At 62.8% G+C, this 24,034-nt stretch carries 28 protein-coding genes; 12 read left to right on the top strand and 16 right to left on the bottom strand.

Annotated elements, in window-relative coordinates; all coding sequences use genetic code 11:
• Positions 1–83: 83 nt before the first annotated feature.
• Both APH30_RS16115 and APH30_RS16110 read right to left on the bottom strand, forming a co-directional pair.
• The gene (locus APH30_RS16115; RefSeq protein WP_016486313.1) at positions 84–1,181 is read right to left on the bottom strand and encodes a mechanosensitive ion channel family protein; all 1,098 of its coding nucleotides are present in this window, start codon (positions 1,179–1,181) and stop codon (positions 84–86) included.
• 72 nt (positions 1,182–1,253) lie between these two features.
• Positions 1,254–1,754 (bottom strand): DUF4142 domain-containing protein, encoded by a 501-nt coding sequence (locus tag APH30_RS16110; RefSeq protein ID WP_016486314.1) that lies wholly within the window; start codon positions 1,752–1,754, stop codon positions 1,254–1,256.
• Between the two features lie 214 nt (positions 1,755–1,968).
• On the opposite strand from APH30_RS16110, the gene APH30_RS16105 reads away from it, so the two are divergent.
• From APH30_RS16105 to APH30_RS16085, 6 genes are all read left to right on the top strand, one after another.
• Entirely contained in the window at positions 1,969–2,154 is a 186-nt protein-coding gene (locus APH30_RS16105; protein WP_016486315.1) for a hypothetical protein, read from the top strand.
• A 14-nt stretch (positions 2,155–2,168) separates the two neighbouring features.
• Positions 2,169–3,494, top strand: coding sequence for an iron-containing redox enzyme family protein (locus APH30_RS16100; protein WP_016486316.1), 1,326 nt, complete (start codon positions 2,169–2,171; stop codon positions 3,492–3,494).
• Positions 3,494–4,447: a class I SAM-dependent methyltransferase gene (locus APH30_RS16095; protein ID WP_016486317.1), complete on the top strand. Its 954-nt coding sequence runs from the start codon at positions 3,494–3,496 to the stop codon at positions 4,445–4,447. The genes APH30_RS16100 and APH30_RS16095 overlap by 1 nt, the downstream gene beginning before the upstream one ends.
• 7 nt (positions 4,448–4,454) lie before the next feature.
• Positions 4,455–5,561, top strand: coding sequence for a carboxylate-amine ligase (locus APH30_RS16090; RefSeq protein ID WP_016486318.1), 1,107 nt, complete (start codon positions 4,455–4,457; stop codon positions 5,559–5,561).
• 99 nt (positions 5,562–5,660) lie between these two features.
• On the top strand, positions 5,661–5,798 hold the full coding sequence (locus APH30_RS29800; RefSeq protein ID WP_016486319.1) for a PSPA7_2676 family Cys-rich small protein: 138 nt from the start codon (positions 5,661–5,663) through the stop codon (positions 5,796–5,798).
• A 9-nt stretch (positions 5,799–5,807) separates the two neighbouring features.
• Positions 5,808–6,644, top strand: a complete 837-nt coding sequence (locus APH30_RS16085; protein WP_016486320.1) for a Ku protein — start codon at positions 5,808–5,810, stop codon at positions 6,642–6,644.
• A 1-nt stretch (position 6,645) separates the two neighbouring features.
• Here the strand turns inward: APH30_RS16085 and APH30_RS16080 are convergent, their stop codons facing one another.
• The 5 genes from APH30_RS16080 to ligD are packed head-to-tail and all read right to left on the bottom strand — an operon-like array spanning position 6,646 to position 12,155.
• Positions 6,646–7,308, bottom strand: coding sequence for a glycosyltransferase family 2 protein (locus tag APH30_RS16080; RefSeq protein WP_016486321.1), 663 nt, complete (start codon positions 7,306–7,308; stop codon positions 6,646–6,648).
• Positions 7,305–7,904: a bifunctional 2-polyprenyl-6-hydroxyphenol methylase/3-demethylubiquinol 3-O-methyltransferase UbiG gene (locus tag APH30_RS16075; protein WP_054888249.1), complete on the bottom strand. Its 600-nt coding sequence runs from the start codon at positions 7,902–7,904 to the stop codon at positions 7,305–7,307. The genes APH30_RS16080 and APH30_RS16075 overlap by 4 nt, the downstream gene beginning before the upstream one ends.
• A complete protein-coding gene (locus APH30_RS16070) occupies positions 7,901–8,671 on the bottom strand; it encodes a PIG-L deacetylase family protein (protein WP_016486323.1) in 771 nt (256 codons plus the stop codon). The genes APH30_RS16075 and APH30_RS16070 overlap by 4 nt, the downstream gene beginning before the upstream one ends.
• Positions 8,668–9,693, bottom strand: a complete 1,026-nt coding sequence (locus tag APH30_RS16065; protein ID WP_024717784.1) for an acyl-CoA dehydrogenase — start codon at positions 9,691–9,693, stop codon at positions 8,668–8,670. Before APH30_RS16065 ends, APH30_RS16070 begins: the two co-directional genes overlap by 4 nt.
• Positions 9,690–12,155, bottom strand: coding sequence for a DNA ligase D (gene ligD, locus APH30_RS16060; RefSeq protein WP_054888250.1), 2,466 nt, complete (start codon positions 12,153–12,155; stop codon positions 9,690–9,692). Before ligD ends, APH30_RS16065 begins: the two co-directional genes overlap by 4 nt.
• A gap of 154 nt (positions 12,156–12,309) precedes the next feature.
• Here ligD and APH30_RS16055 point away from each other — a divergent pair, with 154 nt between their 5' ends.
• The gene (locus APH30_RS16055; protein WP_054888251.1) at positions 12,310–12,771 is read left to right on the top strand and encodes a hypothetical protein; all 462 of its coding nucleotides are present in this window, start codon (positions 12,310–12,312) and stop codon (positions 12,769–12,771) included.
• Positions 12,768–12,998 (top strand): metallothionein, encoded by a 231-nt coding sequence (locus tag APH30_RS28035; protein WP_016486327.1) that lies wholly within the window; start codon positions 12,768–12,770, stop codon positions 12,996–12,998. Before APH30_RS16055 ends, APH30_RS28035 begins: the two co-directional genes overlap by 4 nt.
• Positions 12,999–13,095: 97 nt before the next feature.
• Here APH30_RS28035 and APH30_RS16050 read toward each other — a convergent pair whose 3' ends face one another.
• Genes APH30_RS16050 through APH30_RS16030 form a run of 5 tightly spaced genes read right to left on the bottom strand, consistent with a single transcriptional unit; the run spans position 13,096 to position 17,400 of the window.
• The gene (locus APH30_RS16050) at positions 13,096–13,524 is read right to left on the bottom strand and encodes a hypothetical protein (protein WP_016486328.1); all 429 of its coding nucleotides are present in this window, start codon (positions 13,522–13,524) and stop codon (positions 13,096–13,098) included.
• Positions 13,525–13,551: 27 nt separating this feature from the next.
• Positions 13,552–14,511 carry a lysylphosphatidylglycerol synthase domain-containing protein gene (locus APH30_RS16045; RefSeq protein ID WP_054913111.1) on the bottom strand — a complete coding sequence of 320 codons (960 nt, stop codon included), beginning with the start codon at positions 14,509–14,511 and terminating at the stop codon, positions 13,552–13,554.
• Positions 14,511–15,713 carry a cardiolipin synthase ClsB gene (clsB, locus tag APH30_RS16040; RefSeq protein ID WP_016486330.1) on the bottom strand — a complete coding sequence of 401 codons (1,203 nt, stop codon included), beginning with the start codon at positions 15,711–15,713 and terminating at the stop codon, positions 14,511–14,513. Before clsB ends, APH30_RS16045 begins: the two co-directional genes overlap by 1 nt.
• Complete coding sequence (locus APH30_RS16035) at positions 15,710–16,483, bottom strand: endonuclease/exonuclease/phosphatase family protein (protein ID WP_054888252.1); 774 nt, start codon at positions 16,481–16,483, stop codon at positions 15,710–15,712. Before APH30_RS16035 ends, clsB begins: the two co-directional genes overlap by 4 nt.
• The gene (locus APH30_RS16030) at positions 16,480–17,400 is read right to left on the bottom strand and encodes a DUF72 domain-containing protein (protein WP_016486332.1); all 921 of its coding nucleotides are present in this window, start codon (positions 17,398–17,400) and stop codon (positions 16,480–16,482) included. The genes APH30_RS16035 and APH30_RS16030 overlap by 4 nt, the downstream gene beginning before the upstream one ends.
• Before the next feature lie 164 nt (positions 17,401–17,564).
• Between APH30_RS16030 and APH30_RS16025 the strand changes: the two genes are divergently transcribed.
• On the top strand, positions 17,565–17,945 hold the full coding sequence (locus APH30_RS16025; protein WP_016486333.1) for a low affinity iron permease family protein: 381 nt from the start codon (positions 17,565–17,567) through the stop codon (positions 17,943–17,945).
• A 90-nt stretch (positions 17,946–18,035) separates the two neighbouring features.
• Positions 18,036–18,200 carry a DUF6021 family protein gene (locus APH30_RS29585; RefSeq protein WP_176393845.1) on the top strand — a complete coding sequence of 55 codons (165 nt, stop codon included), beginning with the start codon at positions 18,036–18,038 and terminating at the stop codon, positions 18,198–18,200.
• 84 nt (positions 18,201–18,284) lie between these two features.
• On the opposite strand, the gene APH30_RS16020 is transcribed toward APH30_RS29585, so the two are convergent.
• The 4 genes from APH30_RS16020 to APH30_RS16005 form a co-directional block, all read right to left on the bottom strand.
• Positions 18,285–20,729, bottom strand: a complete 2,445-nt coding sequence (locus APH30_RS16020; protein WP_054888253.1) for a TonB-dependent receptor — start codon at positions 20,727–20,729, stop codon at positions 18,285–18,287.
• 138 nt (positions 20,730–20,867) lie between these two features.
• Positions 20,868–21,824: a FecR domain-containing protein gene (locus APH30_RS16015; RefSeq protein WP_054888254.1), complete on the bottom strand. Its 957-nt coding sequence runs from the start codon at positions 21,822–21,824 to the stop codon at positions 20,868–20,870.
• Complete coding sequence (locus APH30_RS16010; protein ID WP_016486336.1) at positions 21,821–22,327, bottom strand: sigma-70 family RNA polymerase sigma factor; 507 nt, start codon at positions 22,325–22,327, stop codon at positions 21,821–21,823. The genes APH30_RS16015 and APH30_RS16010 overlap by 4 nt, the downstream gene beginning before the upstream one ends.
• 162 nt (positions 22,328–22,489) lie before the next feature.
• Positions 22,490–23,029 carry a type 1 glutamine amidotransferase domain-containing protein gene (locus APH30_RS16005; protein WP_016486337.1) on the bottom strand — a complete coding sequence of 180 codons (540 nt, stop codon included), beginning with the start codon at positions 23,027–23,029 and terminating at the stop codon, positions 22,490–22,492.
• Positions 23,030–23,196: 167 nt separating this feature from the next.
• Between APH30_RS16005 and APH30_RS16000 the strand changes: the two genes are divergently transcribed.
• Entirely contained in the window at positions 23,197–23,439 is a 243-nt protein-coding gene (locus tag APH30_RS16000) for a hypothetical protein (protein WP_054888255.1), read from the top strand.
• A partial coding sequence (xth, locus tag APH30_RS15995; RefSeq protein WP_054913110.1) for an exodeoxyribonuclease III occupies positions 23,436–24,034 on the top strand: 599 nt, incomplete at its 3' end. The genes APH30_RS16000 and xth, both read left to right, overlap by 4 nt.

Raw genomic sequence — 24,034 nt, 5'->3', positions numbered from 1 at the left:
CAGCGATTATAGGCCTGGCACCGATCAATCTACGAGCGGGGTTCAAGTAGGACTGCCCATGCTGGCCAAAGTGCCGCTGTCGGTCAAAGGGCCTGGGGCTGCTCGAGGGATTGTGGCAGTGCGGTCACCTTGATGGCACGTACCGGTACGGCAAACTTGGCTCCGATCCTGTTGAAGCGCTCGAGCAGGTGGAAATTGATCGCCTGCTGAATATCCATGTAGAGGTTGTAGCCAGGGTCTCTCACGATATAGACGCATTCGAACTCCAGTGCCTCTTTGCCAAAGCCGCGCAAATGGGCGCGATCAAAACGCACCTGCTGTTGGGCTGTGATCGCCTCTTCGACGATGGCGGGCGCCTGTTTTACCGCATCAGTGGGCGTGTCGTACGACAAGCCGAACTCGAACACGATGCGTCGCTCCTGCAAGCGTTTGTAGTTCTGGATCGTGCTGCTGATCATGCTGGCATTGGCCATGACGATCTGCTCGCCACCCAGGCTGCGGATGCGTGTGGTCTTAAGCCCCACGTGCTCCACCGTGCCCGCCAGCGGACCGATGACGATGAAATCACCGACTTCGAACGGTTTGTCGACGGCGATCGACAATGAGGCGAACAGGTCACCCAGGATGTTCTGCACGGCCAGGGCGACGGCAATGCCGCCCACACCCAGGCTGGCCACGAAGGCGGTGACATTGACGCCCAGATTGGACAGCATGGCCAGCAACACCACCGACCACAACAGCACGCGCGCGCCCCAGGCCGAAAGCGTGGCCAGCGCACTGCCTTGGTATAGGCCGTCGGCGCTGTGCCGGCTGAAGTAGCGGGTGAGGCCCAGCGCGATGGCGCGATTGACCCAGAGGCCGATCTGCAGGGCAGCGACCACGAACCACAAGCTACTGACCCGGCCCAGCCAGCGCTCGGGCAGGTCCAGCATGCTCAAGCCGACCAGCAGCGAAGCGAGCAGCAGCAGGCTGTTGCTGGTGCCGGCCAGTACCTTGGCCAGCACCTGACTCATTGCCCCGTCATGTTCGGACCAGCGCTGCACCCGGCGCATCAACAGGCCGATGACAGCTCTGGCAATCACGAACGTCAGCACAGCAACGCACAGCGCTACCAGCAGGTTGAGGATGGAAATGCCGAAGAATGTGGTGTCGGTGAACAGTTCGATGATTCGATCATTCATGGGGAGCCCACCTCCAGATGGCTCAAGGCAGGGCCGCAGGGCGGCCCCTGGGATTACGTGGTGACGTGTGGGTTACTTGCCGTGAGTGGCTTGCAGCGCCTTGGCCTGTTCCAGATGGTGTTGCAGCGTTGGCAGCTTGTCGCTGGCGAAGGCCTTCAGCTCCGGCTTGTCGGAGGAGGCGGCCTCTTTCTTGAACAGTTCCACGGCCTTTTCGTGCGCGTCGACCTGGTTATTGACGTATGACCGGTCGAACGACTCGTCGCGCCATTCGAGGATCATCTTCTTCACCTTGTCGGTCAGCGCCGCTTCGTCGGGCACGCTGATGTCCAGCTTGCGGGCGATGTCACCGAGTTCCTGGTTGGCTTTGGTATGGTCTGTGACCATTTGCTGGGCGAATTGCTTGATGTCTGCGCTCTGGCTCTTTTCCTGCGCCAGGTTGCCGGTGACCACTTCGGCGATACCGGCTTCAGTGGCCGCATCGACGAAATCGTCCGAAGACGCTGCCTGTACCTGCAGCGAAGCCAGGCCCATCAACAGGGTAACGCCGGCGATTTTCAACAATGGTGTGTTCATGTCTCACTCCTTCGTTCTGTTGGCGCGACCTCAATGTCGCACTCGGTTGAACCGCAGGTGTGGGTGAAGGTTTAGTTTTTCTTGAAAACAGGGCCGCCGTGGCAGCGCAATCTGCGTGTCCGGGCACCGCTCATCCGCTATGTCGTAATCAGAACGAATTCAGGGGGACGGTGAGACTCGTTGGTTTAGGTCTTCACAAAAACGAGTAACCATCATGAAAAACAACCTGTTCGCCATGTTGCTGTTGACTGCCAGTTTCTCGCTGCTCGGAGGTTGCTTCGACCGCGACAGTGATCATCCAGCGAAGGATGCCGACCCAAGCAAACCGTCACTGCAGATGCAGCAACCCAGTGACCCTGTAATTAACCCTCCAGCTGAGACCAAACCGCAGAATCAATGAGTGAGGTACAGGGCATGGTGGCAACCACAAAGGCAGGTATAAGACCTCAAAATGCCGACTTAGGGCTGGAGCATCGCTATCGAGCGCTACTTGAGGGCCCGGAGCCCACCACCGAGGCCTGGCTGGAAGAGCAACTGCATCTGGCCCGTGCGCTTTGCGACGACCTGCCAGATGATCCTGGGCTACTCCCGCAATGGGCCGATAACCATGCGGGACGTGTCGCCAGCGAGCATGCGGCCTACCTGGAACAACGGCGTCAGGGCGGCCCCCGTCGTTTTTTTGCCAATCGGGCCCATGCCTTGTGGTTTCTGCAGCAAGTCGCGCCGACCAAAGCGGTCGACGGCGCCTGGCTACACGGAGCCCTATGGCATTGGCAGGACCCGCGCTTCCATGGGCTGATCCGCACCTTCCTCGAAGAACTCGGAGACGGTGACCCACGCTGCAATCACGTGTTGATCTACCAGCGCTTGCTCAGTCGCCTGGGTTGCCTGCAGGAGCCATCGCTTGACCCCGCTCGCTACCTGCAGGGCGCGTTGCAACTGGCGCTCGGCCAGCACTGCGAGCGTTTTCTTCCAGAAGTGATCGGTTACAACCTGGGTTACGAACAGCCCCCTTTGCATCTGCTGATCACCACCCACGAGCTGGCCGAGCTGGGTATCGACGCCCATTACTTCCAGTTGCATGTGACCATCGATAATGCCGCCAGCGGCCATGCGCGCCGCGCCGTAGAGAGCTTCACCGAGCTGGTGCGGGACGAGAAACCCGCGTTCTACGAGCGTGTCAGGCATGGCTACCGTCTTAATGACCTGGGGATCGACACGCCGTCGTTGATCGCCTCGTTCGACCTGCAGGCCGAATTGCTCGGCGCGCTGGAGCGCAAGCGCATCTATGGCCAGTGCATGCATTCGGACCGTTGTCGCCTGCAAGGACGCACCATCAACCAGTGGCTTGCCGAACCCGGCGCGATGCCTGATTTTCTGGAGGCGCTACAGGTTCAGGGTTGGATCAAGCGCGACAACGATCCCCGACAAAGCCGCTTCTGGTCGCTGATAGAAGGCCCTGTAGCGGCCATGTTCGGTGTGTTCGATGCTTATGAAAAGCAGCTTTGGCATGACTGGATCGCCGGAGACTGGCAAGGCGCAGAAATCCGTCGGGTGCTGCCAGGGCAGTGGGAGCACGCCTTGCAGTTGGCAGATGAAACACCCCTTGCGCCACCGGCTGCAGACATGGCTGCGCTGATCGAAGCGATGGCTGGCAATCGGCATGCTACCCCCCAGGGCCTGCAGGCCACCCGCGCGTTCATTCAGGCCACCGGCTTGATGCAAGGAGGGCTCTACTGATGCTGCTCGACCAAGACCAGATCCGTGCCGATGAGGCCTTGTTGCAGTTGGGGCGTCGCCTGCGTGCCGACGGCTATCGTTTCACTTGCGTGACGCCGGCGACCCAGGCCAGGGTCAATGCCCGGGCCGATGCGCAGCAGGCGCGTACCCTGCGTGATGTGTTCGGCTGGAGTAGGCCGTTCGCCGCGTCACTGCTCAGCCCCGATGAACTGGCGCAGCTGCGCCTCGCTGGCGTGCTGGAGGCCCAAGGTGCGCTGTGGCGCAGCACTGTGCGCTGGTCCAGCCTGGACGATCTGTTGCTGGTACATGCTGCCTGGCCAACGGACAGCCGCGACGCGGTGTTCTTTGGCCCCGACAGCTACCGTTTCGCCCAGCTGATACACGATCATTTGAGCAGCACGCCCGAGCGCGTGCAGCATGCCGTAGACATCGGCTGTGGCAGCGGTGTAGGGGCGTTGGTGATCGCTCGCGCCGCCCAACACGCTCAGGTTTGCGCAGTGGACATCAACCCTATGGCATTGCGCTACACCGCCATCAATGCCGCCTTGGCCGGTGTGGCCAATGTCTCGGTCGAGCACAGTGACCTGCTCAATGACATCGCAGGTACGTTCGACCTGATCGTCGCCAACCCGCCGTACATGCTTGACGCCGGACAGCGCGCCTACCGCCACGGCGGCGGCGCACTGGGTGCCGAGCTGTCGCTGCGCATCGTCGACCAAGCCCGGGAGCGCCTGTCGCCCGGGGGCACGTTGCTGCTGTACACCGGTGTCGCCATCGTCGAGGGGCGCGACGCGCTGCTCGAAGCCGTGCGGTTACGCCTGGCAGGGCCTGCGTTCAGTTGGTTCTATCGTGAGCTGGACCCAGACGTATTCGGTGAGCAATTGCTTGAACCCGGTTACGAGCAGGTCGAGCGCATTGCCGCCGTGGCCCTGACCGTCACCCGTCGCGGCTGATAGCGTCGTGGCGCGGCAGTGCACGTTTGGCATCGAGGAAGAATACCTGCTGGTGAAGCTGGCCACCGGGCAGGTCATGGCGGCTCCGTCAGCAGCCGTGGCCCGCTGTTGTCGGGACGCGTTGGGCCCGTGGTTCGCCGAAGAAATGTTCCATAGCCAGATAGAGATCGCTTCGCCGGTTTTCGACACGTTGCACCAGGCGCGTGAGTTCTTTGGCGAGCGGCGACAGTGCCTGGCCCAGGCGCTGGCCAACGAGGGAGCGGGGCTGTACGGCGCGGCGAGCCACCCCAGCGCCCAGTGGCTGCGTCAGCGCCCACGTGGCTCCCCGCACTATCGCCAGTTGTTCGACGATTACCAGCTGGTGGCCCGGCGCAGCCTGTTGAATGGCCTGCACGTGCACGTCGGCGTACCGGTGGGCATTGATCGGATGCGGGTGATCAATCGGGTGCTGTACTGGCTGCCCTTGTTGTTGGCGCTCAGTACTTCGTCTGCGTATTGGGGCGGTGAGGATACCGGCTACATGAGCTATCGCCGCGCAGTGTGCGGGGAATGGCCGCACATGGGGCTGCCAGAGCCGTTGCCGGACTGGAGTGCCTACCAGCGCTACCGGGCATTGCTGCAACGTACCGGTAGCCTGGCCGAGGACGGTGACTTCTGGTGGGCGATCAGGCCCTCGCGGCGGTTTCCGACGGTCGAGCTGCGTATCTGCGATGGCTGCCCGCGGCTGGAGGATGCCCTGGCCGTTGCCGGCCTGTTTCGCCACCTGGTCGAGCAGGCGCTGGCCCGCCACGATGACCCCGCCAGCCGCGAGATGCGCTGGGTCACCCAGGAAAACTACTGGCGCGCCCTGCGTCAGGGCCGCCTGGCCACCTTCATCGGTGTCCACGCGCAACAGCCGGTCAGCGCCGAGGGCTGGCTGATGCAGTTGCAGCAGCAGTGCCCGGCTGACACCGCCGATGCCGAGCGTTCATTCATCCAAGCGCGGCACATCCTGCGCGAGGGCAGCAGCGCCGATCGCCAGCGCCAAGCCTTCGTACTGGCCCGTGAACAGGGCCTGGATAACCGTCAGGCGATGCGCGCAGTGTACGGGCAAGTGATGAGTGACTTCCGGTAGGTGGCCTGATGGCTGCCCGGCAAATCCGGATAAACCTTCTCGGCGCCGCGCAGTCAGTCACAGTAAGGGCCTGTATTTCTCGGGCCAGGGAGGTGGCTGATGAAATTCGTCTGCCTGCTGCGAGGCTGCCAATGGCGCAGCCTGTTGGTGAGTGAAGTCGCCGGCCTTCACTGCCAGTGTTGCGAACGCTGTGGCGCGTTGCGCTACAGCCATCCCGGCCAATCTTTCGATGCATAGGAACCGACCATGGCGAGGGCAATCTGGAAAGGCGCGATCAGCTTTGGCTTGGTGCACATCCCCGTCTCGCTGAATACCGCCGTGCGCAGTGAGCGAGTGGACTTCGACTGGCTGGACAAGCGCAGTATGGAGCCGGTTGGCTACAAGCGGGTGAACAAGGTGACCGGCAAGGACATCGACAAGGAGCACATCGTCAAAGGGGTGGAGTACGAAAAGGGCCGCTACGTGGTGATCAGCGAGGAAGAAATCCGCAAGGCCAGGCCCGAGGCGACCCAGACCATCGACATCTTCTCGTTCGTCGACGCCGGCGACATTCCGCTGCAACAGTTTGACACCCCCTACTACCTGAGCCCCGATCGTCGTGGTGGCAAGGTCTATGCCTTGCTGCGCGAGACCCTGCACAGCACCGGTAAGGTGGCCTTGGCCACCGTGGTGCTGCACACCCGCCAGCACCTGGCCCTGCTGCGCCCGCTGGAAGATGCACTGGTCTTGATCACCCTGCGCTGGCCGGAGGAGGTGCGCGGGCTGGATACGCTGGAACTGGACAAGAGCGTGACCGAGACTAAGGTCGACAAGCGTGAGCTGGACATGGCCAGGCGCCTGGTGGAGGACATGAGCGGGCAATGGACGCCCGATGAGTACCATGATGCGTTTCGCCAGACCATCCTCGACCTGGTGGAGGAGAAAGCCAGCAAAGGCAAGATCGAAACCGTGGACAAAGGCGAGGGCGCGACGGCTGAGAAGGGCGCCGACATCATCGACCTCACCGAGCTGCTTAAACGCAGCCTCGGCGGCAAGACCAAAGCGAAGAAGCCGGCGGCCAAGCGACCGCGCAAGGCTTCATGAGTTACGCAAGCGGTCCCCCCAGCCCCTTGAGATAGTCCCCAAAGCCCTCGCGCGCACGGCTGTCCACCCGGCTGCTGGTGGCCACGCTGTGCGCTGCGGTCCAGACGATCTGTGCGCCGCTGGCTTCCAGGGCCAGCACCAGTTGCACATCTTCATGCGCCGGCAATGGCTGGAAGCCGCCCACGCGCTCGTAGGCCTTGGCGCATACGCCGAGGTTGGCGCCATGGATATGCCGATGCCCTTCACGGGCCTGATAACGGCTGCGGTACAACTGGCGTAACGCTGCGTTCTGCCAAGGCTGCCAGCGTTCGATGTGCACCGTGCCGCACACCGCGTCCGCGTGCCATTGCAGCTGTGACACCAGCCAATGCCTGGGCACGCGACTGTCGGCGTCGGTGAAGGCCAGCCACTGGGCACCGCGCTCGATCATCCACGCCGCCCCCAGGCGCCGGGCGATGCCGACGTTGCCGGCCTCCAGTTCCAGGGTATGCACGCCGTGGCGGCGGGCGATGCGCGCGCTGGCGTCGACACAGCGATCGAGCACCACCAGCACCTCCACCGCCAGCCCAGCCCCCTCGGCGTGTGCCACGGCCTGTTTGACCGCAGTCAGGCAGCGCCCCAACCGGCGCGCTTCGTTGTGCGCGGGGATGATGACGGCGATCATGGGCAGATCTCGTCAAGGTCCACGACGCTGGGCTGACACGACCAGTATTCGAGCAGGAAATCCGCCTCTTCGTGGCGCAGCACTGGGTAAAGTGGCAGATGCCGGGCCAGCAGGGCATGCACCTCGCGGCCATCCTGCGGGCAGCCGGCGATGGGATGGCGCCAGTGGCAGGCCAGCAAACCACCGTCATACGCCAGGCTGGCCACCGACTGCTCGATCACCTGCAACCAGTCGGTGGGGTCCAGGTAGTAGCCGATCTCACTGAACACGATCAGGTCAAACTGACCGCCCGGCCAGTCGCCCGGCAGGTGGCCCTGTTCGACATGGGCGTGGCTCACGCCTGCAAGCCGTTGACGGGCCAAGGCCACAGCGGTCGCGTCGATGTCCTGGCACGACAGGCTGGCGCAGCGCTCGGCCAGCAGAACGCTCAGCTCGCCGTTGGCGCAGGCCGGCTCGAATACGCGCTCGTAGCATTGGCGCGGCAGGCTGGCCAGGGTCAGCTCGCGCTTGCGCCGTTCGTACCAGCGGGTACGAAAGGCCCAGGGGTCATCGTTGCCGGCGTACAAGTCGGCGAAGTACTGTGCGTCCAGGCTCATGTTGCCTCCGTTGACAGAAAGAGCAGCTCGAATGGTTGCAACAGGCAAGCCTGCAGCTGTTCCGGCACAACCGGTGGGCGATCACCATCAGGCTGCAACTGGCTGGCATGTGCAGCGAGGGCTTGGCGCTTGAGCGCCAGGTGCTCATCGCACAGTTGCACGCGGTGTGCGCGGGGCCAGGGCAGGCGCGGGTCGTCGGGGCTTGCCCAGTGCCAGGCCCAGACTGGGGCCTCAGCGAGTTGTACACGCCTGGTCTGGGCCGCCTGGGCACAGGCGCGACCTGCTGCTTCGTGGTCGCAATGGCCGTCGCCGCGCCACGTGGTCAGCAGCAGGTCGCCAGGTTTGAGCAACTGGTTCAGGTGGTTGACCAAAAAGGCTTCATCGTGGGGCAGCGCGCCATCCTTGAGGTTGAGTCGTCGCCAGTCGAGGCGGTTGAGGTCCAGCCCAAGCAGTTGCAGGGCATGGCGGCTTTCCAGTGGGCGCTGATGGCGCAGGCGGCGCTCTGGCCATTGTGAGGAATGCGGGTGGCTGCCCTCGCCATTGGTGGCAGAAAGAAGCAGCACGTCCTGTTCTCGTCCCTGGAAGCTGGCCAGCAGCCCGCCGGCCATGAGGATTTCGTCGTCCGGGTGCGGAGCCAGCAGCACCAGGCGCCTCCCGGGTGGGCACAACTGCTCGGGCAGCGTCCAGCTGGCGCGGGCCAACTGAGCAGAATGCTGCCAGGCGCTCCACGGTGTGCCTTGCGCGGCCTGTATCAAGTTCTGGCTCATAGTTGCCATGCTCCCGCCGGCAGGCCGGTCAGTTGCCGGCCCAACTCGGCCAGGTCGCGTTCGGCGTGGCTCTGGCGTATGTATACCGGCAGGTCGGCACTGAGCCGGGCGAAATGGCTGCTGCAACAGAACGGCGTGGCACCGAGCGCCCGGCCGGCATGCTGAATGACCTGCTCGACCGCCTGCTCGACCTGGGCGCGGGTGCGCCGCACCTCGAAGCTGGCGTCATCCTGAGGGTGAAGGTCGATCCAGGTGGCGCATTCGCGAAGGGCGGCACGGGCACCGTACAAGGCTGCATCGACTGCGCCCAGATGCGCATCGGCATGCGGGTCGCGCCGGGGTTTGCGGCACTGTTCGTGAAGGTACCCGGCCAGTGCCTCGGCGGCGCCATACCAGCAAGCGGCGATACCCGCGCCGCCTTGCCAGAAGCCAGGACGGGACAGGTACTGGCCGGGCGAACCGATGGCCAGCCCTGGCGAGTCGTCGAATTCGATCACAACGCTGCGGGTGGCGGCCATGCCTACGGCCTGCCAATGTTCGGCCAAGATGCGCTGGCTGGGATGAGGCAATTCGATGGCCACCAACTGAGGCTGGTCGTCTTCCCAGGCCGTCAGCAGGGCACGGTCGACCTGCAACGCGCCCGAACACCAAGCCTTGCGGCCTTGCAGGCGCACGCGTTCACCGTCCCGCTCGACAATGTATGCCCGGGCATCTGGCGGCTCGGCGGCCCACACGCCCCAAATGCCGTTGAAGGCATGCTGGGCGGCGCCGCATTCGGCGAGGATTGCCAAGGCGTCGGTATGGCCTTCATAGAGTTTGGCCAGGCTTAGATCGTAACCGGCGACCCGCGCCAGGACGCGCCAGCGTTCGAGCGTGCAGCCCTGGCCGGGCAACGGGAGTACGTCGAGCCGGTCGCCCTGCAAGGCCTGCATCAGTTCTATTAGCGAAGCGTCGCGTTCGATGGCCTGCGAACGGTGAGCAAAACGGTGTAACAACGAATCGAAGTGGGTCAGTTCCATCATGCAATTCCCAACTGCTTGCGCATACGCAACGTGATCGACTGGCGTGTCTTGCCCATTTCGGCCCACGGGTCTTCGACCTGTGCAAGCCGCGTGTGAAGGTTGCCGATGTTCCACTGGTTGGCACCCTTGAGCTGGCTCAGTTCCTCACGCCAGATCGGCACCGACACCGGCAGGCCCTCGCGGGCCCGCAGCGAGTAGGCGGCGACGGTGGTGGCACCCTTGCCGTTACGCAGGTAGTCGATAAAGATCCGCCCGACCCGGTTCTTCGGCCCGGACACGGCGCTGAGACGATCAGGGAACAGCCCGGCCATGTGATTGACCAGGGCATGGCTGAAGTCCTTCACCTCGTCCCAGCCAGCGCGTCGGGTCAAGGGTACGACGAGGTGCATGCCCTTGCCGCCGCTGGTCTTGAGAAACACCTTCAGGCCCAGTTCGTCGAGCAGGGTAAGGGTCAGCTGGGTGGCCTCGAGCATGGCTTTCCACGGCAGCGCCGGGTCAGGGTCCAGGTCGAGGACAAAGCGGTCGGGTTTATCGAAATCCTTGGTGGTGGCATTCCAGGTGTGCAGTTCAAGCGTGTTCATCTGCACCGCGCCCAGCAGGCTTTCGGCGCCGTTGAGCACCATGGCCGCCTGGCCGGCCTGGGCCTTGTTGTAGCTGAGCACCTTGGGAATATGCAGCTGGCCGGCGTTTTTCTGAAAGAACAGTTCGCCGCTCAGACCATCCGGGGCGCGGACGAGGGCTACAGGTCGGTCCTTGAGCTGGGGCAGCAGCCAGTCGGCGACCTGAGCGTAGTACTGGGCGACCTCGCGCTTGGTGGTGCCCGTGGTTGCGTCGACCACGCGGTCGGGGTGGGTCAGGCGCAGGGTGCCCAGGTTCTCGGGTTCTGTCTGTGCTGCGCGCTTGGTGGGCATTGCTCGCTCCAGGTCGATGGCGGTGGCAGGTTTATCGTCACGCAGGCCGTGGAACACCGAGTGACGCACGATGCCTTCGCGGGTCATCTGGGCATAGGCGACCTCTGCCAGCAGCTGTGGCCTGAGCCAATGCACGCCGCGGGCTTCGGCACCGGTAGGTGGTTTCGGCAAGGGGGATCTGTCGGTTTGCAACGGCTTGAGGCGGGCGTGAATGCTGTCCAGGGTGGCCGCGCTGAAGCCCGTGCCGACCTTGCCGGCGTAACGCAGCTGGCCGCTGTCGTGGTCGTGCAAGGCCAGCAGCAGGGCGCCGAAGCCGTTGCGGCTGCCCTTGGGGTCGGTGTAGCCGACGATCACGAATTCCTGGCGCTGCTTGCACTTGAGCTTGACCCAGTCGCTACTGCGCCGGCCAACGTAAGGGCTGTCGGCACGTTTACCGATCAAGCCTTCGAGTTCCAGTCGGCAGGCGCTGTCGAGCAGTGACTCGACGGGCTCCTCAAAATCGGCGGAATACCTGAGTACCTGCGATGCATGGCCTTCCAGCAACCGGGCGAGGGTTGCACGGCGCTGTTGCAGCGTCAGTGCTCGCAGGTCCTCACCGCCCAGCCAGGGCAGGTCGAACAGGTAGTAGGTGATGCGCTCGTCATGCTCGGTGTCGAAGGCGTTCTGCAAAGCCTGGAAGTCGGCCACGCCGTTGTCGTCGACCACTACCATCTCGCCGTCCAGCCATGCCGAGTCGAGGCCCAGGGCCTTGAGCGCCTCGACCTGCCGGGGCATCTTCGCACTCCAGTCGTGGCCATTACGGGTAAACAGGCGTATGTCGTCACCGTCGATACGCGCCAGGATGCGGTAGCCGTCGAACTTGACTTCGTAGCGCCAATCGCCGCTTGGCGGGGAATCGACCAACGTGGCCAGTTGCGGCTGGAGTATATCCGGCAGGGCTTTGCGGCCGGCTCGCTTGTGCCTGGTGGTGGTCGCCTTGGCCGGGCTGCGCGGGGGCAGGGTGCGCTCGCTCAGCACGCTGTCCGGCAGGGCCTCGACAATGCTGTAGTCCGTTTCACTGCGTGCCTGCCCATCATGGGACTTGACCAGCATCCACTGCTCTTTCTTGCCGGCCAGGTGAGTGCGGAACAGGTTCCAGACCCCTGACAGTTTCTCGCCCTGCAGGCGAAAGCGCAGCTTGCCCTTTGCATAGGCTTCGCGCGGGTCGCCCTCGGGCTCCCACACACCCCGGTCCCAGACAATGACATCGCCGGCGCCGTAGTGGCCTTCAGGGATGCTTCCTTCGAAGTTGGCGTAATCCAGCGGATGATCCTCTACATGCACTGCCAGGCGCCGGACCTTGGGATCCAGTGAGGGGCCCTTGGGGATGGCCCAGCTCTTGAGGGTGCCGTCGAGCTCCAGGCGAAAATCGTAATGCAGGTGGCTGGCATCGTGCTTCTGGATGCAGTACTGCAGCGCATGGGCCGAGCGGGGGCGGGCGCGTTTACCAGCCGGCTCGGGCGTGGCATTGAAGTCGCGCTTGCGCTGGTACTCCTGTAGGGGTTTGGCCATGACGGGCTCCGGAAGGGTTCGCGGGTCTCAGGATTGGGAGGCGGCGGTGGCGCGAGGAGTTCAAAAAATGCGAGGGGTGGGGGCTGGCAGAAACTCTGAATCATTTGCCGCTGGGGAGGGTCGACCGAGTGAAGCCCACAGACGGAGAACGTTCATGTCCACACCCGATGACCCAAGACCGCCCATTGAGATCGACGACACCGAGGACCGCATGGGCAGCGTCCACGAGCTGGATTTCAGCGAACGCCGCGATGAACGCCAGGGGCGTGTCGGCGACGAGCGACCGGCGCGGGAGATCGCCGAGGATTATCCGCCCCGGCGTGTCGCCGAAAGCGGGATGACCGGCGGCGAGGCGCTGAGCGACAGCCTGCACGAGGACAATGTCACCCTCGATGACCTGAGCCCCGATACGCTGCTCGATGAGACCGGTGCCCGCGATCCGGATGAGCCTGGCAGCGGCGGCCCGGCGGACAAGACCTTGCGCCAGGTGCAGGCCCACGAGATCGGTGGTGGGTTCGGCCTGGACGAGGCCGAACTGGCTCGCTCCGCGCCGCTGGACGGCGAGCTGTGGACCGATGACGTGGTACCCGATGACGAAGGGAGAGAGCCGAGATGAACGAGCAACGCTGTTCCTGCACCCATTGTTCTTGCACAGTGGATGCCAATGCTGTGGTCCAGGATGGCAAGGCCTATTGCTGCGAAGCCTGTGCGAAGGGCCATCGCAACGGCGAGCCCTGTCGTATGAGCGACTGCAAGTGTGGTGAGTTGGCTGAGTCGAAAGAATCCAATGTCGATAATGCACTGGATGAAACATTCCCGGCGAGCGATCCGATTTCGCCATGAGGCCCAGTGGCTGACAGATGTGAGACGGGAGAGCGACAGGACGTTGTTCAGATCATGTGGAAACTCACCCGTCACGCATCTGGTTTGAGTTACGCCCTCAATGGGTCTGCCAGACACCGTTGTTGCGTTCGCAATCGCTACGTGCCTGGCCCAAGCCAGGGGTGTCGTAGTAGTAGGTGATGATCCGCGCATCCTTGGGTAGTGCAGGGCGGGTGGCAGGCTCATCACGCCCAGCGGCATCGGGGTTGGCCAGCGTCTCCTGCGTCAGAGGCGCGATGCAGCTGCCAACGCTGCCGTCGGGGCAACGCTCCACCCGACGCTTCTGGCTGTTCAACATTTCCTTGCTTTCGTTGCTGCACGACCAGGCAATCGCCTCAGCGGGCATGTTGCCGTAGCTGTAACAGGTGTGTTGCTGCACCGGTTTGACCGCCTCGCTGGATGAGCGGGTGACCACGTCGCAACCTTCGGCCAGCACCTGCCCGCTGCTCAGGGTGCCCAGCATTGCCATGTACAGAGCGAATCGCATGATATACCTCCCGGGCACCAGGGCCCGTCAGCGCTTGTCGAGGGCTGCCCCGGCCTGTCTGCGCAAGGCCTTGGCACGCTTTTCGAGGATCAGGTAGGTCACCACCGCCATTAGCAGCGGGATCAGGTAGTACAACGTCCGATAGCCGAGCAGTGCGGCCACCAGGGTGCCTTGGCCTAGCTGGCCGTGGAGCAGCGCCAGGAATACGGCTTCCAGTACGCCGAGTCCGGCAGGAATGTGAGCGACCACGCCGGCGACGCAACTGATCAGCAACACACCCAGCACCGAGGGATAGAACAGCTCAGGGGGCAACAGCAGGTGAATCAGCGCTGCCATCAGCGCCCAGTTGCTTGCGCCCAGCGCCACCTGGCAGAGGGCCATACGCAGGCTCGGCAGAGTGATTTCGTGCCCGCGCAGCGCCCACGTGCGCCGCGTGGCGAAGGCACAGGCGCACAGGTATGCCAACGCTACCGCCACCATCAATACGCCGATCAGGCGCAGGCCGCTGGCACCCACCGCCCAGCTTTCCGGCAGTTTCACAAAGCCCAGGGCGAATACCGTACCGGCCAGCAGCAGGTAGCCCATCCAGTTGGTCAACAGCCCCAAGGTGATGATGCGGGTGATGGTTGGGGTATCCAGGCCCAGCCGGCTGTACAGGCGATAACGCAGGGCAACGCCACCGACCCAGGTGGTGAAGTTGAGGTTGAACGCATAGCAGACGAACGCTACCGGCAGTACCTGTCGGGCCGGCAGGTGGTGGCCTGTGTAGGCGCGGGCGAGCAGGTCGTAGCTGGCGAATACCAGGTAGCTGCACAGGGCCAGCAGCAACCCCAAGGCCAGGGTCGAGGGCCGGTACGCCAGCAGCGACTGGCGGACTTCGTTCCAGTCCAGGTTACGTGCCAGGGTGAACAGCAGTACCGGTATCAACACCAGGAACAGCACGGTCAGCAAGCGCTTGCCCCAGGTCTTCCAGCGTGAAGTGGCCATCATGTCTTGCCCCCGTGGTAGTCGGCCGGGGCCTCGCCGTCGCCTTGCAGCGACTGCAGGCGCTGCCGGTGCGCCGGAAACCAGCCGGCGATCCGCGGGAAATAGCGCGTGATGTGGAAGCCCAGAAAGATCAGCGGGGCACGCCACCAGTAGCCGCGCACCATGCGCTCCAGCGTCACGGTCTTGCAGTGCTCCCGGCTCAGTTCGGTCAAGTGCTGGTACAGGTGTTCGTTGAACGCGGGGTCGCGAATCAGCAGGTTGGCCTCAAGGTTGAACGACAGGCTCAGGGGGTCGAGGTTGCTTGAGCCTACGGTGGACCAGTCATTGTCCACCAACGCAACCTTGCCATGGAGCGGCCGCTGGCAGTACTCATGGATGCGCACGTCGTCGCGCGACAGGTAGTTGTAGAGCAGCCGCGAGAGCGCGCGTACCCAGCGCATGTCCGGTTGCCCCTGGAGGATCAGCGTCACCTCGACCCCGCGCCGGGCGGCGTTGCGCAGTTCGCGCAGCAAGCGGTAGCCCGGGAAGAAGTAGGCGTTGGCCACGACGATACGATGCCTTGCTTCACGGAAAACCTGCAGGTAGCAGGCTTCGATATCGTTGCGATGGCGCTGGTTGTCGCGCTCCACCAGCACGGCGCTCGTCGGGCCTGAAGCGATGCCGCCCGGCTGAACCCTGCTGGCGGCATCCAGCACCGGTGCGAGCATGCGGCAGGAAGAAGCATGCACCTGGGCCACCACCGGGCCGACGACCTCCACGGCGTAGTCCTGCTTGGCCTGTGGGCCGAAGTCATCCAGGTGGTCGGCACTGTAATTGATGCCGCCAATGAAGGCGCGTTGCCCGTCGATCACCAGGATCTTGCGGTGCAAGCGGCGAAACAGGTTGGTGCGCATGCCCACCAGCCGTGGTTGCGGATCGAAGGAATGGAAACGCACCCCGGCCTCGGTCATCGACGAGATGAAATCGTCAGGCAGGTCGGCGGTGCCGTAGCCGTCCACCGCCACCTCGACCCGCACCCCGCGCCGCGCGGCATCGATCAGGGCGTGGCGCAAGGGTTGACCGACCTTGTCGTCGTAAATGATGAAAGTTTCCAGGAGGATTTCCTCGCGTGCCTGGGCCATGGCCTCGAATACGCGGGGGTAATACTGCTCGCCGTTTATCAGCAACTCGACGCGGTTGCCGTCGCACCAATTCAGTTTCATAGCGTCACCTGCGCCACCAGCGGGGCATGGTCGGAGAGGTGGGACCATGGGTATCTGGACAACACCCGTGCTTCGCAAGCTTGTGCGTTACGCAGGTAGATGCGGTCCAGCCGCAGCATCGGCAAGCGCGCGGGAAAGCTGCGTGCCGGCTTGCCGAAAGCTTCCACCAGGTGGCCCGACAGCCGCGCATCTGCTTTCAGGCGCCAATCGTTGAAGTCGCCGGCGACGATGACCGGCTCATCCGGCGGCAGGCTGTCCAGCAATGTCAGCAGCAGGCCGACCTGACGCTGACGATGCTCCTCACGCAGGCCCAGGTGTACGCAGACGGTGTGCACCTGTTCATGGCCCGGCACTTCCAGCTGGCAATGCAGCAGGCCCCGTTCTTCGTTGCCATGGACCGAAACATCCAGGTTGTCATGGGCACGGATGGGGAACTTGGACAGCAGGGCGTTGCCATGGTCGCCATGGGGGTAGACCGCATTGCGGCCATAGGCGAACTGCGGCCACATGCTGTCGGCGAGGAATTCGTACTGGGGTGTCTGTGGCCACTTGGGATGGCGCTCGGCATGATGGTGATGAGTGCCGTGCACCTCCTGGAGAAACACCAGGTCGGCGCCGGTCGAGCGTACCGCCTCGCGCAGCTCAGGCAAAATGAAGCGGCGGTTGAACAGGGTGAAGCCTTTGTGCACGTTGAGGGTCAGTACCGTCAGGCGATGTACGGCGGTGACCTTGTCGATGATGCAGCGGGGGGCGGGCAGTGTCGGGTTCATAGCGGCTCCTGCGGCTCGACGCCTGGTTCGGTCACCAACTCGCCGTCAAGGCCTAGCTTGTCCAGCAGGCGGCGGGCATCGTAGGGGGCGTGGACTTTCTGGTCGTTGTCGAAGTAGCAGTAGACGTCACGGGAGGTGCGTTTTGCCGGAGCGCGGCGCACCACACGCTGAGCATCCTCAGGCTGGCTGCCCGCAGCCCAGGCCTGGATGCGCAGGCGCCAGCGGCGCAGCGCCCTGGCCGTGTAGCCGCTGCTGTACAGTTCGACATCGCCATGCAGGCGCAGGTACACGAACTCGGCCGTGACCTCTTCGACATAGGGCCATTTGCCGGCGCTGTCGGCGACCACCAGGGCAACCTTGTGCTTGCGTAGCAGGTCGATGAAGGTGTCGCAGAGGAAGCTGGGGTGGCGGATTTCCACGGCGTGGCGCAAGCGCGCATTACCCGGCACGGCCGTGCCGCCGTTGCCTTGCAGGCGTTCGGCGGCGTGGTGCGCAAGGCTGCGGGCGGCTTTGCGGTCGCGTGGCAGCTTGGCCAGAAAGTCGCTGAAGCGCTGCGCGTCGAACTTCAGATTCGGGGGAAACTGCCACAGGAAGGGGCCCAGCTTGTCACCCAGCAGCAAGGGGCCCGACGCGAAGAAGTTGGCAAGCGCCTCGTCGATTTCGCGCAGCCTGCGTACGTGGGTGATGTAGCGCGGCGCCTTGACAGAGAACACGAACCCCTCCGGTGTCTCGTCACGCCACTTGGCATAGCGCTCGGGCGTTTGCAGTGCGTAGAACGAACCGTTGATTTCGATGCTGTTGACTGCCCGCGAGGCAAACGCCAGCTCGTCGTCCTGGCGCAGCCCCTCGGGGTAGAAGTCCTTGCGCCATGGGCCATAGCGCCAACCGGAAATTCCGATGCGGATCTCGCTCACCATAAGTCCCTGCGCTCCTGTATGTAACAGTAGCGACAGGAACCGGGACCGGATTGTTCAGTGCGATTGACGAGTGGATGGCCATGCAAAAGGGAACTTTACCGGTGTTGCAATCCTCCACCGGATGCCTGGGTTCCACTGAGGTACACCATGAAGGAGGCTCAGCCATGAAGTTTGATCGGTTTGCACAATGGCTAGCCAACCATAGCGGGCGGCCGTTGACGTTCGTTATTGCCTTTATGCTGATCATTGCCTGGGGCGTAAGCGGGCCCTTGTTTCATTTCAACGACACCTGGCAGTTGGTCATCAATACATCGACCACGATCATCACGTTCCTGATGGTGTTCCTGATCCAGAATACCCAAAACCGTGATAGCGACGAGTTGCACATCAAACTTGACGAACTGTTGCGCACTACCCAACGGGCGCACAAGGCGTTGCTCGACCTTGAAGATATGGGGCCAGCTGAACTCCATGCGCTTCGTAAGCGATACCAGCAACTGGGGGAGCACGACGAAGCGGGGCCAGGCAGGGAGGACTCCCATTGACGTGTTCAAGATCAAGCCACGACATTGTTCAGACAGGGCAAGGCCGTGACGGTGAACAAACCACATTTCTCACACTTCGGAGACTAGATGATGAACAAACCCGACGATCAGCGGCAGAAAGGCCCCCATTCTTCCGATCATGCAACAACTGATCAGGACTTGGGTTTCGACCCGGACTCCCCTGATCTGGACGACCCTCAAGTGGACCCCCAAGGCCCCGCGAAAGCACCAAGGGACGTGGAAAAGAAACCGTGAGCCAAGCTACCGTGGACGCATGTCTGCCGCACATGGCATCCATCTGTTGCCCCGGCTGTTCAAGAGCCGGGGGCAGCACAGCTATCAGAATGTGTACTTCAGCGACAGCATCAGGTTGCGTGGCTCACCGTAAACGTTGCTCGGCACCGCGACAGAGTTGCTGAGGGCGTTGTAGTACTTCTTGTCGAACGCGTTGTTAAGGTTGACGCGCGCATCGATGTGTTCGGTCGGCTTGAACCCCAACATGAAGTCCACCAAGGTGTAGCCATCCTGCTCGATCATGAAGGTGGTGTTCTTGTTGTAGATTCGATTCTGGTGATAAAGGGAGGCTCCGACACGCCACTGGTTGTATTGACCCGGCAGTGTGTAGGACGTGCTCATCTTGAACAGATGGCGGGGTATGTCGGTGTCGAACAGACGGCCCTCGTTTTCTTTCTTGGTATCCTTGACATACTTGGCCTCGGCAAAAGTATAACCGGCAGCCAGTTGCCAATCAGGCGTCAATTGGCCCTGTACCTCCAGCTCTATGCCCTTGCTGCGCACTTTGCCTGCCGCCTCGTAGCACGGGGTAGTCGGGGCAGTAGGGCAACCGTCGGTAAACGATTTCGCACGGTTTTCCTGGTCGATCTGGAAGAGGGCAGCCGATGCGTTCAGTGCCCCGTCGAAGTATTCACCCTTGATGCCCAGTTCATGGTTTTTTCCGGTGATCGGCGCAATGATGTTTTCGGAAGCATCCTTGTAGTTCTGGGGTTTGAAGATATCGGTGTAGCTCACATACACGCTGTGATGCTCGTCGATGTCATAGATCAGGCCGGCGTACTTGGTGACATGCCGGGTGACTTTCAGCTCGCTCGGGGCGGTGCTTTTGTAGGGGGAGGTGGTGGTGTTGTCGTACCAGTCCAGGCGGCTGCCCAGGATCAGCTTCAGCGGGTCGGCCAGGCTCAGGCGTGTGGTGGCATAAACGCTGTTGAGCTTGGCGTTGGTGTTCTGCCAGCCGTACTTGTCCTGGCTCGGCGGTTTTGGTGTGGCGCCAGCATCCCAGTTGTAGAGGTCGATGTTGCTGTTCAGCAAGATGTTGTAGGGCACATCACCGTTGAACACCACCCGCCGGTGGCTGGCGCCGACCACCAGTTCGTGGTCTCGGTCCATCAGGCGAAACGGGCCGCTGGCATAGGCGTCGAAGCTGTTCTGGGTTTCCCGATAGTGCCCCGCGCCGACGAACTGGTTATAGGCCTGGGTGGTGGTGTTAGCGACCAGATAGGTGCCCAGCATGTCGAGGTCGGCCCAGGTTTTGGTGGCCGAGAGGTTGAGCTTCCAGCCATTGTCCAGAATGTGGTCCAGTGCCGCGTAGGCAGAGGCGCTGGTCTTGTCCCAATACTCCCAGTCGCTGCTCAGCGAAGTAGAGCGTGACAAATGCAGGTCGCTGCCGTCAAAGCCCACCGGCAGGCCGGTCCAGCCGTTGCCATTGTTGTTGTCTTGCTGGCGCGATGCACTCAGGGTCAAGGTGGTGCTGTCGTCCAGGTCGGCCTCCAGGATGCCGTAGAACAGGTTGCGTTCGTTTTCCAGTGTGTCTCGGTAGCTGTTGCCGGTCTGATATGCCGTCACCATTCTGCCGCGAACGGTTCCGCTGTCGTTGAGCGCGCCGGAGACATCGACCTCGGTGCGGTAACGGTCCCAACTGCCCATGCTGCCTTCGATGCTGGCCTGGAACTCGCGCGTCGGCCGCTTGCGGATCAGGTTGATCGACGCCGCAGGGTTGCCCGCACCCTGCATCAGGCCGGTGGCACCGCGCACGACTTCGACCCGGTCATACATGGCCATGTCGGCCGACAGCAGGTCCTGGGATACTTGTGAGCTGTCCAGGCTGGTGGGCAGGCCGTCGTACATGATGTTATCGAGGGAAAACCCCCGGGCGTAGTACGAGGATCGTTCGGGGCCAGTCCGGCGCAGGGTGAGCCCAGGAGTGTTCTGCACCACCTCGTTGAGGTTGGCGAGGTTCTGGTCCTCGATGCGTTGGCGCGTGATGACCGTGACCGATTGTGGCGTCTCGCGCAGGGACAATGGCAGTTTGGTCGCCGTCTGCGCTGAACGTGAGGTGTACGAACCTGTGCCTTCGGTGGTGCCAGACAGCAGTGCGCCGGTTACGGTAGTCGCCCCCAGTTCCAGGGCACCTTCGCTGTCCGCTGCCACTTCTATGATGTAGCTGTCCTCACCCTTGAGCACGCGCAGGCCGGTGCCGGTCAGCAACTGGGCGAGGCCATCGCTCACCGAGTAGGTGCCGCTGAGCCCCGGGGTATGCTTGCCAGCGGTCAATTGTGCGTCTGCGGACAGCAAGATGCCGGACTGGCTTGCGAAACGGTTCAGCGCCTGATCAAGGCCCCCAGCCGGGATGGCGTAATGGCGTGTCTGTTCACTTGCGTAGGCCAGTGCGGCAGGCATGGCAAGCAATAAAGGGGCGCCGCCGAGCAAGCTGGCAAGCAGGATGTGGCGGGTCAGCCGTGAACGGGTTGGCGTGGGCAGGTGCGACACTCTGAACGATCCTCTTGAGAAGGCTTGTTGATGGGTTTCAAGAGGTATCCCGTACAACTCGACCAAAACGACAACACCGCACAAACTCTTTTTTGCCATTCCAGGCTGGCAGCAAACGGCCAGCAGTCTTGTGCGTTTCTAAGCCGGGCTGACATTGACCCAGAAGCGCGTCAATCTCTGTATTTTTACGGGCAGCGACTGCTGAACTGCCATCAGCACGCGGTCGGTGTCTGCCAAGGGAAACACCCCCGTCAGTGGCAACTGCGCTACAGCGGGGTCGCAGCGAAGCACACCGGGACGATGGCGAGCCAGCTCGGCGACGAAGTGCCCCAGCGGCATGCGCTCGGCGATCAAGCGGCCGTCTAGCCAGGCGATGGTGTTGAGGTTGGCTGGCCCGAGGTCGCCGAGGCGATTGGCGGAAAACCAGCGACTTTGTCCTGCGTGAAGGCGGCTGGCGGGCGACTGCCGCGGACGCAGCTCCAGCTCGCCTTCAAACAGCTCGACGTGGCTGCCATCCTCACGCTGGTACACGGAAAAGCGTGTGCCCAACGCCTGGATTTCTCCCGCTGCAGTTTCAACGATCAGCGGGCGATGCGCCGGGTCATGACCACTTTCAAGCAACAACTCCCCAGCGAGCAGGCAAATGCGCCGTTCCGACGCGTTGTACCGGATATCAACCGCAGTGCCGCTGTTCAGGCTAAGTTGGCTGCCATCGTCCAGCGAGCGTTGCAAGCGTTCGCCAGTGCCGCTGCGCAGGTCTGCCGTGGCTTCGCGCCAAGGGGATTGTGAATGGACCAGATAGCCGCTCCCGCCGGCCAACAGCAGCGTGCCGAGCAGCTTGAGCGCCTGCCGACGACGTGCATCGGGCAGCTCGCGCAGCACCCCTAGTGCTGTATCCGCTGGGACACCGCTCAGGGTACTTTGCAGGCGCTCCAGGCGTCGCCATGCGCGATCGTGCTCCGGGTCCGCGGCGCGCCATTCAAGAAAGCGCTGCTGTTGCGCCGCTTCGAACTCACCGCTCCATTGCAGCATGAGCCAATGGCTGGCCTGCTCGACGATTGCGGGGGAGAGGGGGGCTTCGCTGACGTTCTTCATTCAGCGTACAGGACCTGATAGCAGGCAGTGATGGCGCGGAGCATGTACTTTTGCACCGAGCTGACGCTGACGTCCAGCCGCGCTGCGATCTGTGTGTAGGTCAGCCCTTCAAATTGCGACAGCAGGAATGCCTCGCGTACCTTTGCAGGCATCTTGTCGAGCATGGCGTCGATCTGCATCAGGGTTTCGATCACGATTGCGCGGGTTTCCAGTGACGGCGTTTCTGGCTCGGGCAGGGCGGCGATGCTCTCCAGATACGCTTGGTGGATACGCTGGCGACGCCACTGGTCTATGACCAGATTGCGGGCGATCTGCACCAGGAATCGACGGCCGTCGCGCTGTTCCGGCAGGCGGCGGGTTACCAGCAGGCGCAGGAAAGTGTCCTGAGCGATGTCCGCCGCCCGCTCGCGATCACCCAGGCGGTGGCGCAGCCAGCCTTGCAGCCAGCCGTGGTGGTCGCGATACAGGCTGTCGATGGGTTGCAGTGGGGCGTCGATGGGCACTTCACCTTTCCGCTAATCAGATGCATATGGGAATTAATCGCGATTGTAAGGTGGTGGGCCGGTTTTGCAAACCGTTGCAGCAACCGTCAGGTGATTGCATGCAAACGGCGCTGGCGTGTTGAACTGGCAAACCAGGTATTTGCCAGTTCACGGGTCGGGCAGCTAGCCAGCAAGGGCCCTGATCAATTGCTCGCTGAAGGCGGGGATATCATCCGGCTTGCGGCTAGTGATCAGGTTGCCGTCCACCACTACCTCTTCATCGACCCAGTCACCACCTGCATTGCGGATATCATCCTGCAATGTCTGGTAACTGGTCATCCGTTTGCCCTTGGCCAGTCCACTCGACACCAGCAGCCAGGCGCCGTGGCAGATCACCGCCAGCGGCTTGCTGGCCGAGTTGTGGCTTTTCACCAGTTTCTGGGCGCCAGGTATCAGGCGGATGGTGTCGGAATTCTGTACCCCACCCGGTAGCACAATGGCATCGTAAAGGTCGAGGTGGGCGCTGTCGAACGTCGCGTCCACCGCAAACTCGTCGGCCGGCTTGTCATGGTTCCAGCCGCGGACAGTGCCTTCCTTGTCACTCAGGATGTCGATCACGGCCCCGTTTTTCTCCAAGGCTTCACGCGGTCCGGTCAACTCCACTTGTTCGAAGCCATCGGTGACCAAAAAGGCTACGCGCTTGCCACTCAGTTTTGCACTCATCGTTCTATCTCCGTTTTCGCCAGGTGTGGATGTGGGACGTCTCGGAAGGGGTGAGAAGTTCCAATGCACTGCTTCAGCGGTAGGGAGGCTGACCGGCTGACCGTTGCAGTTGAACAATTGCGCGGGGCCTGGGCTCTCACTAGCAGGGATAGAACGAGGCGGCCGTCATGAGCATCGAACGCAGCATTCCTGAACTTGAAGCCTGGTACGCGCAGTACGACGACATCAGCTACCGGCGCGAATCGCCGGATGCCTACCACCACGAACTGGTTCGCACCGCCGAGGCGCTGCGGGACGACGGCGCGATTGACTGGGATGACTGGTTGGCGCTGAAGGCACTGGCCGACGAGGCACATATACGGGCAATGGAGGATGCCGTACAGGCTCACGTGAGCGACCCTGACGCATGAAAGCGCTGAAGATCGCCACCTTCAATATCAATGGCATCCGCAGCCGCCTGCCCGCGCTCTTGGCCTGGCTGGAGCGGGAGCAACCGGACATTGCCTGCTTGCAGGAGCTGAAGGCGGCCGATCAGCAGTTTCCGCGCCAGGCCATCGAAGCGGCAGGTTATGGCTGCCTGTATCAGGGGCAACCCTCCTGGAATGGCGTGGCGATCCTGGCGCGCGATAGCGAGCCGCTGGAGGTACGTCGCGGGCTGCCCGGCATGCAGGACGATCAGCAGAGCCGCTATCTGGAGGCTGCGGTGCACGGTGTATTGGTTAGCTGCCTTTACATGCCCAATGGCAACCCGCAACCTGGCCCCAAGTTTGATTACAAACTGCGCTGGTTCGAGTGCCTGATCAAGCATGCCCAAACACTGCAGGGCAGCAGCCACCCTGCGGTGTTGGCGGGCGATTTCAATGTTGTGCCGACCGATCTGGACATCTATAACCCGCGCTCATGGCTCAAGGACGCGCTGCTGCAACCTGAATCGCGGGCGTGTTTCCAACAATTGCTGGCGCAGGGCTGGGTCGATGCTGTTCGTCACCTGTATCCCGAGCAGCG

It is taken from the genome of Pseudomonas sp. NBRC 111127, from assembly GCF_001320345.1.
Lineage (GTDB): Bacteria > Pseudomonadota > Gammaproteobacteria > Pseudomonadales > Pseudomonadaceae > Aquipseudomonas > Aquipseudomonas juntendi.
This window is presented reverse-complemented; position numbering and strand designations above follow the sequence as displayed.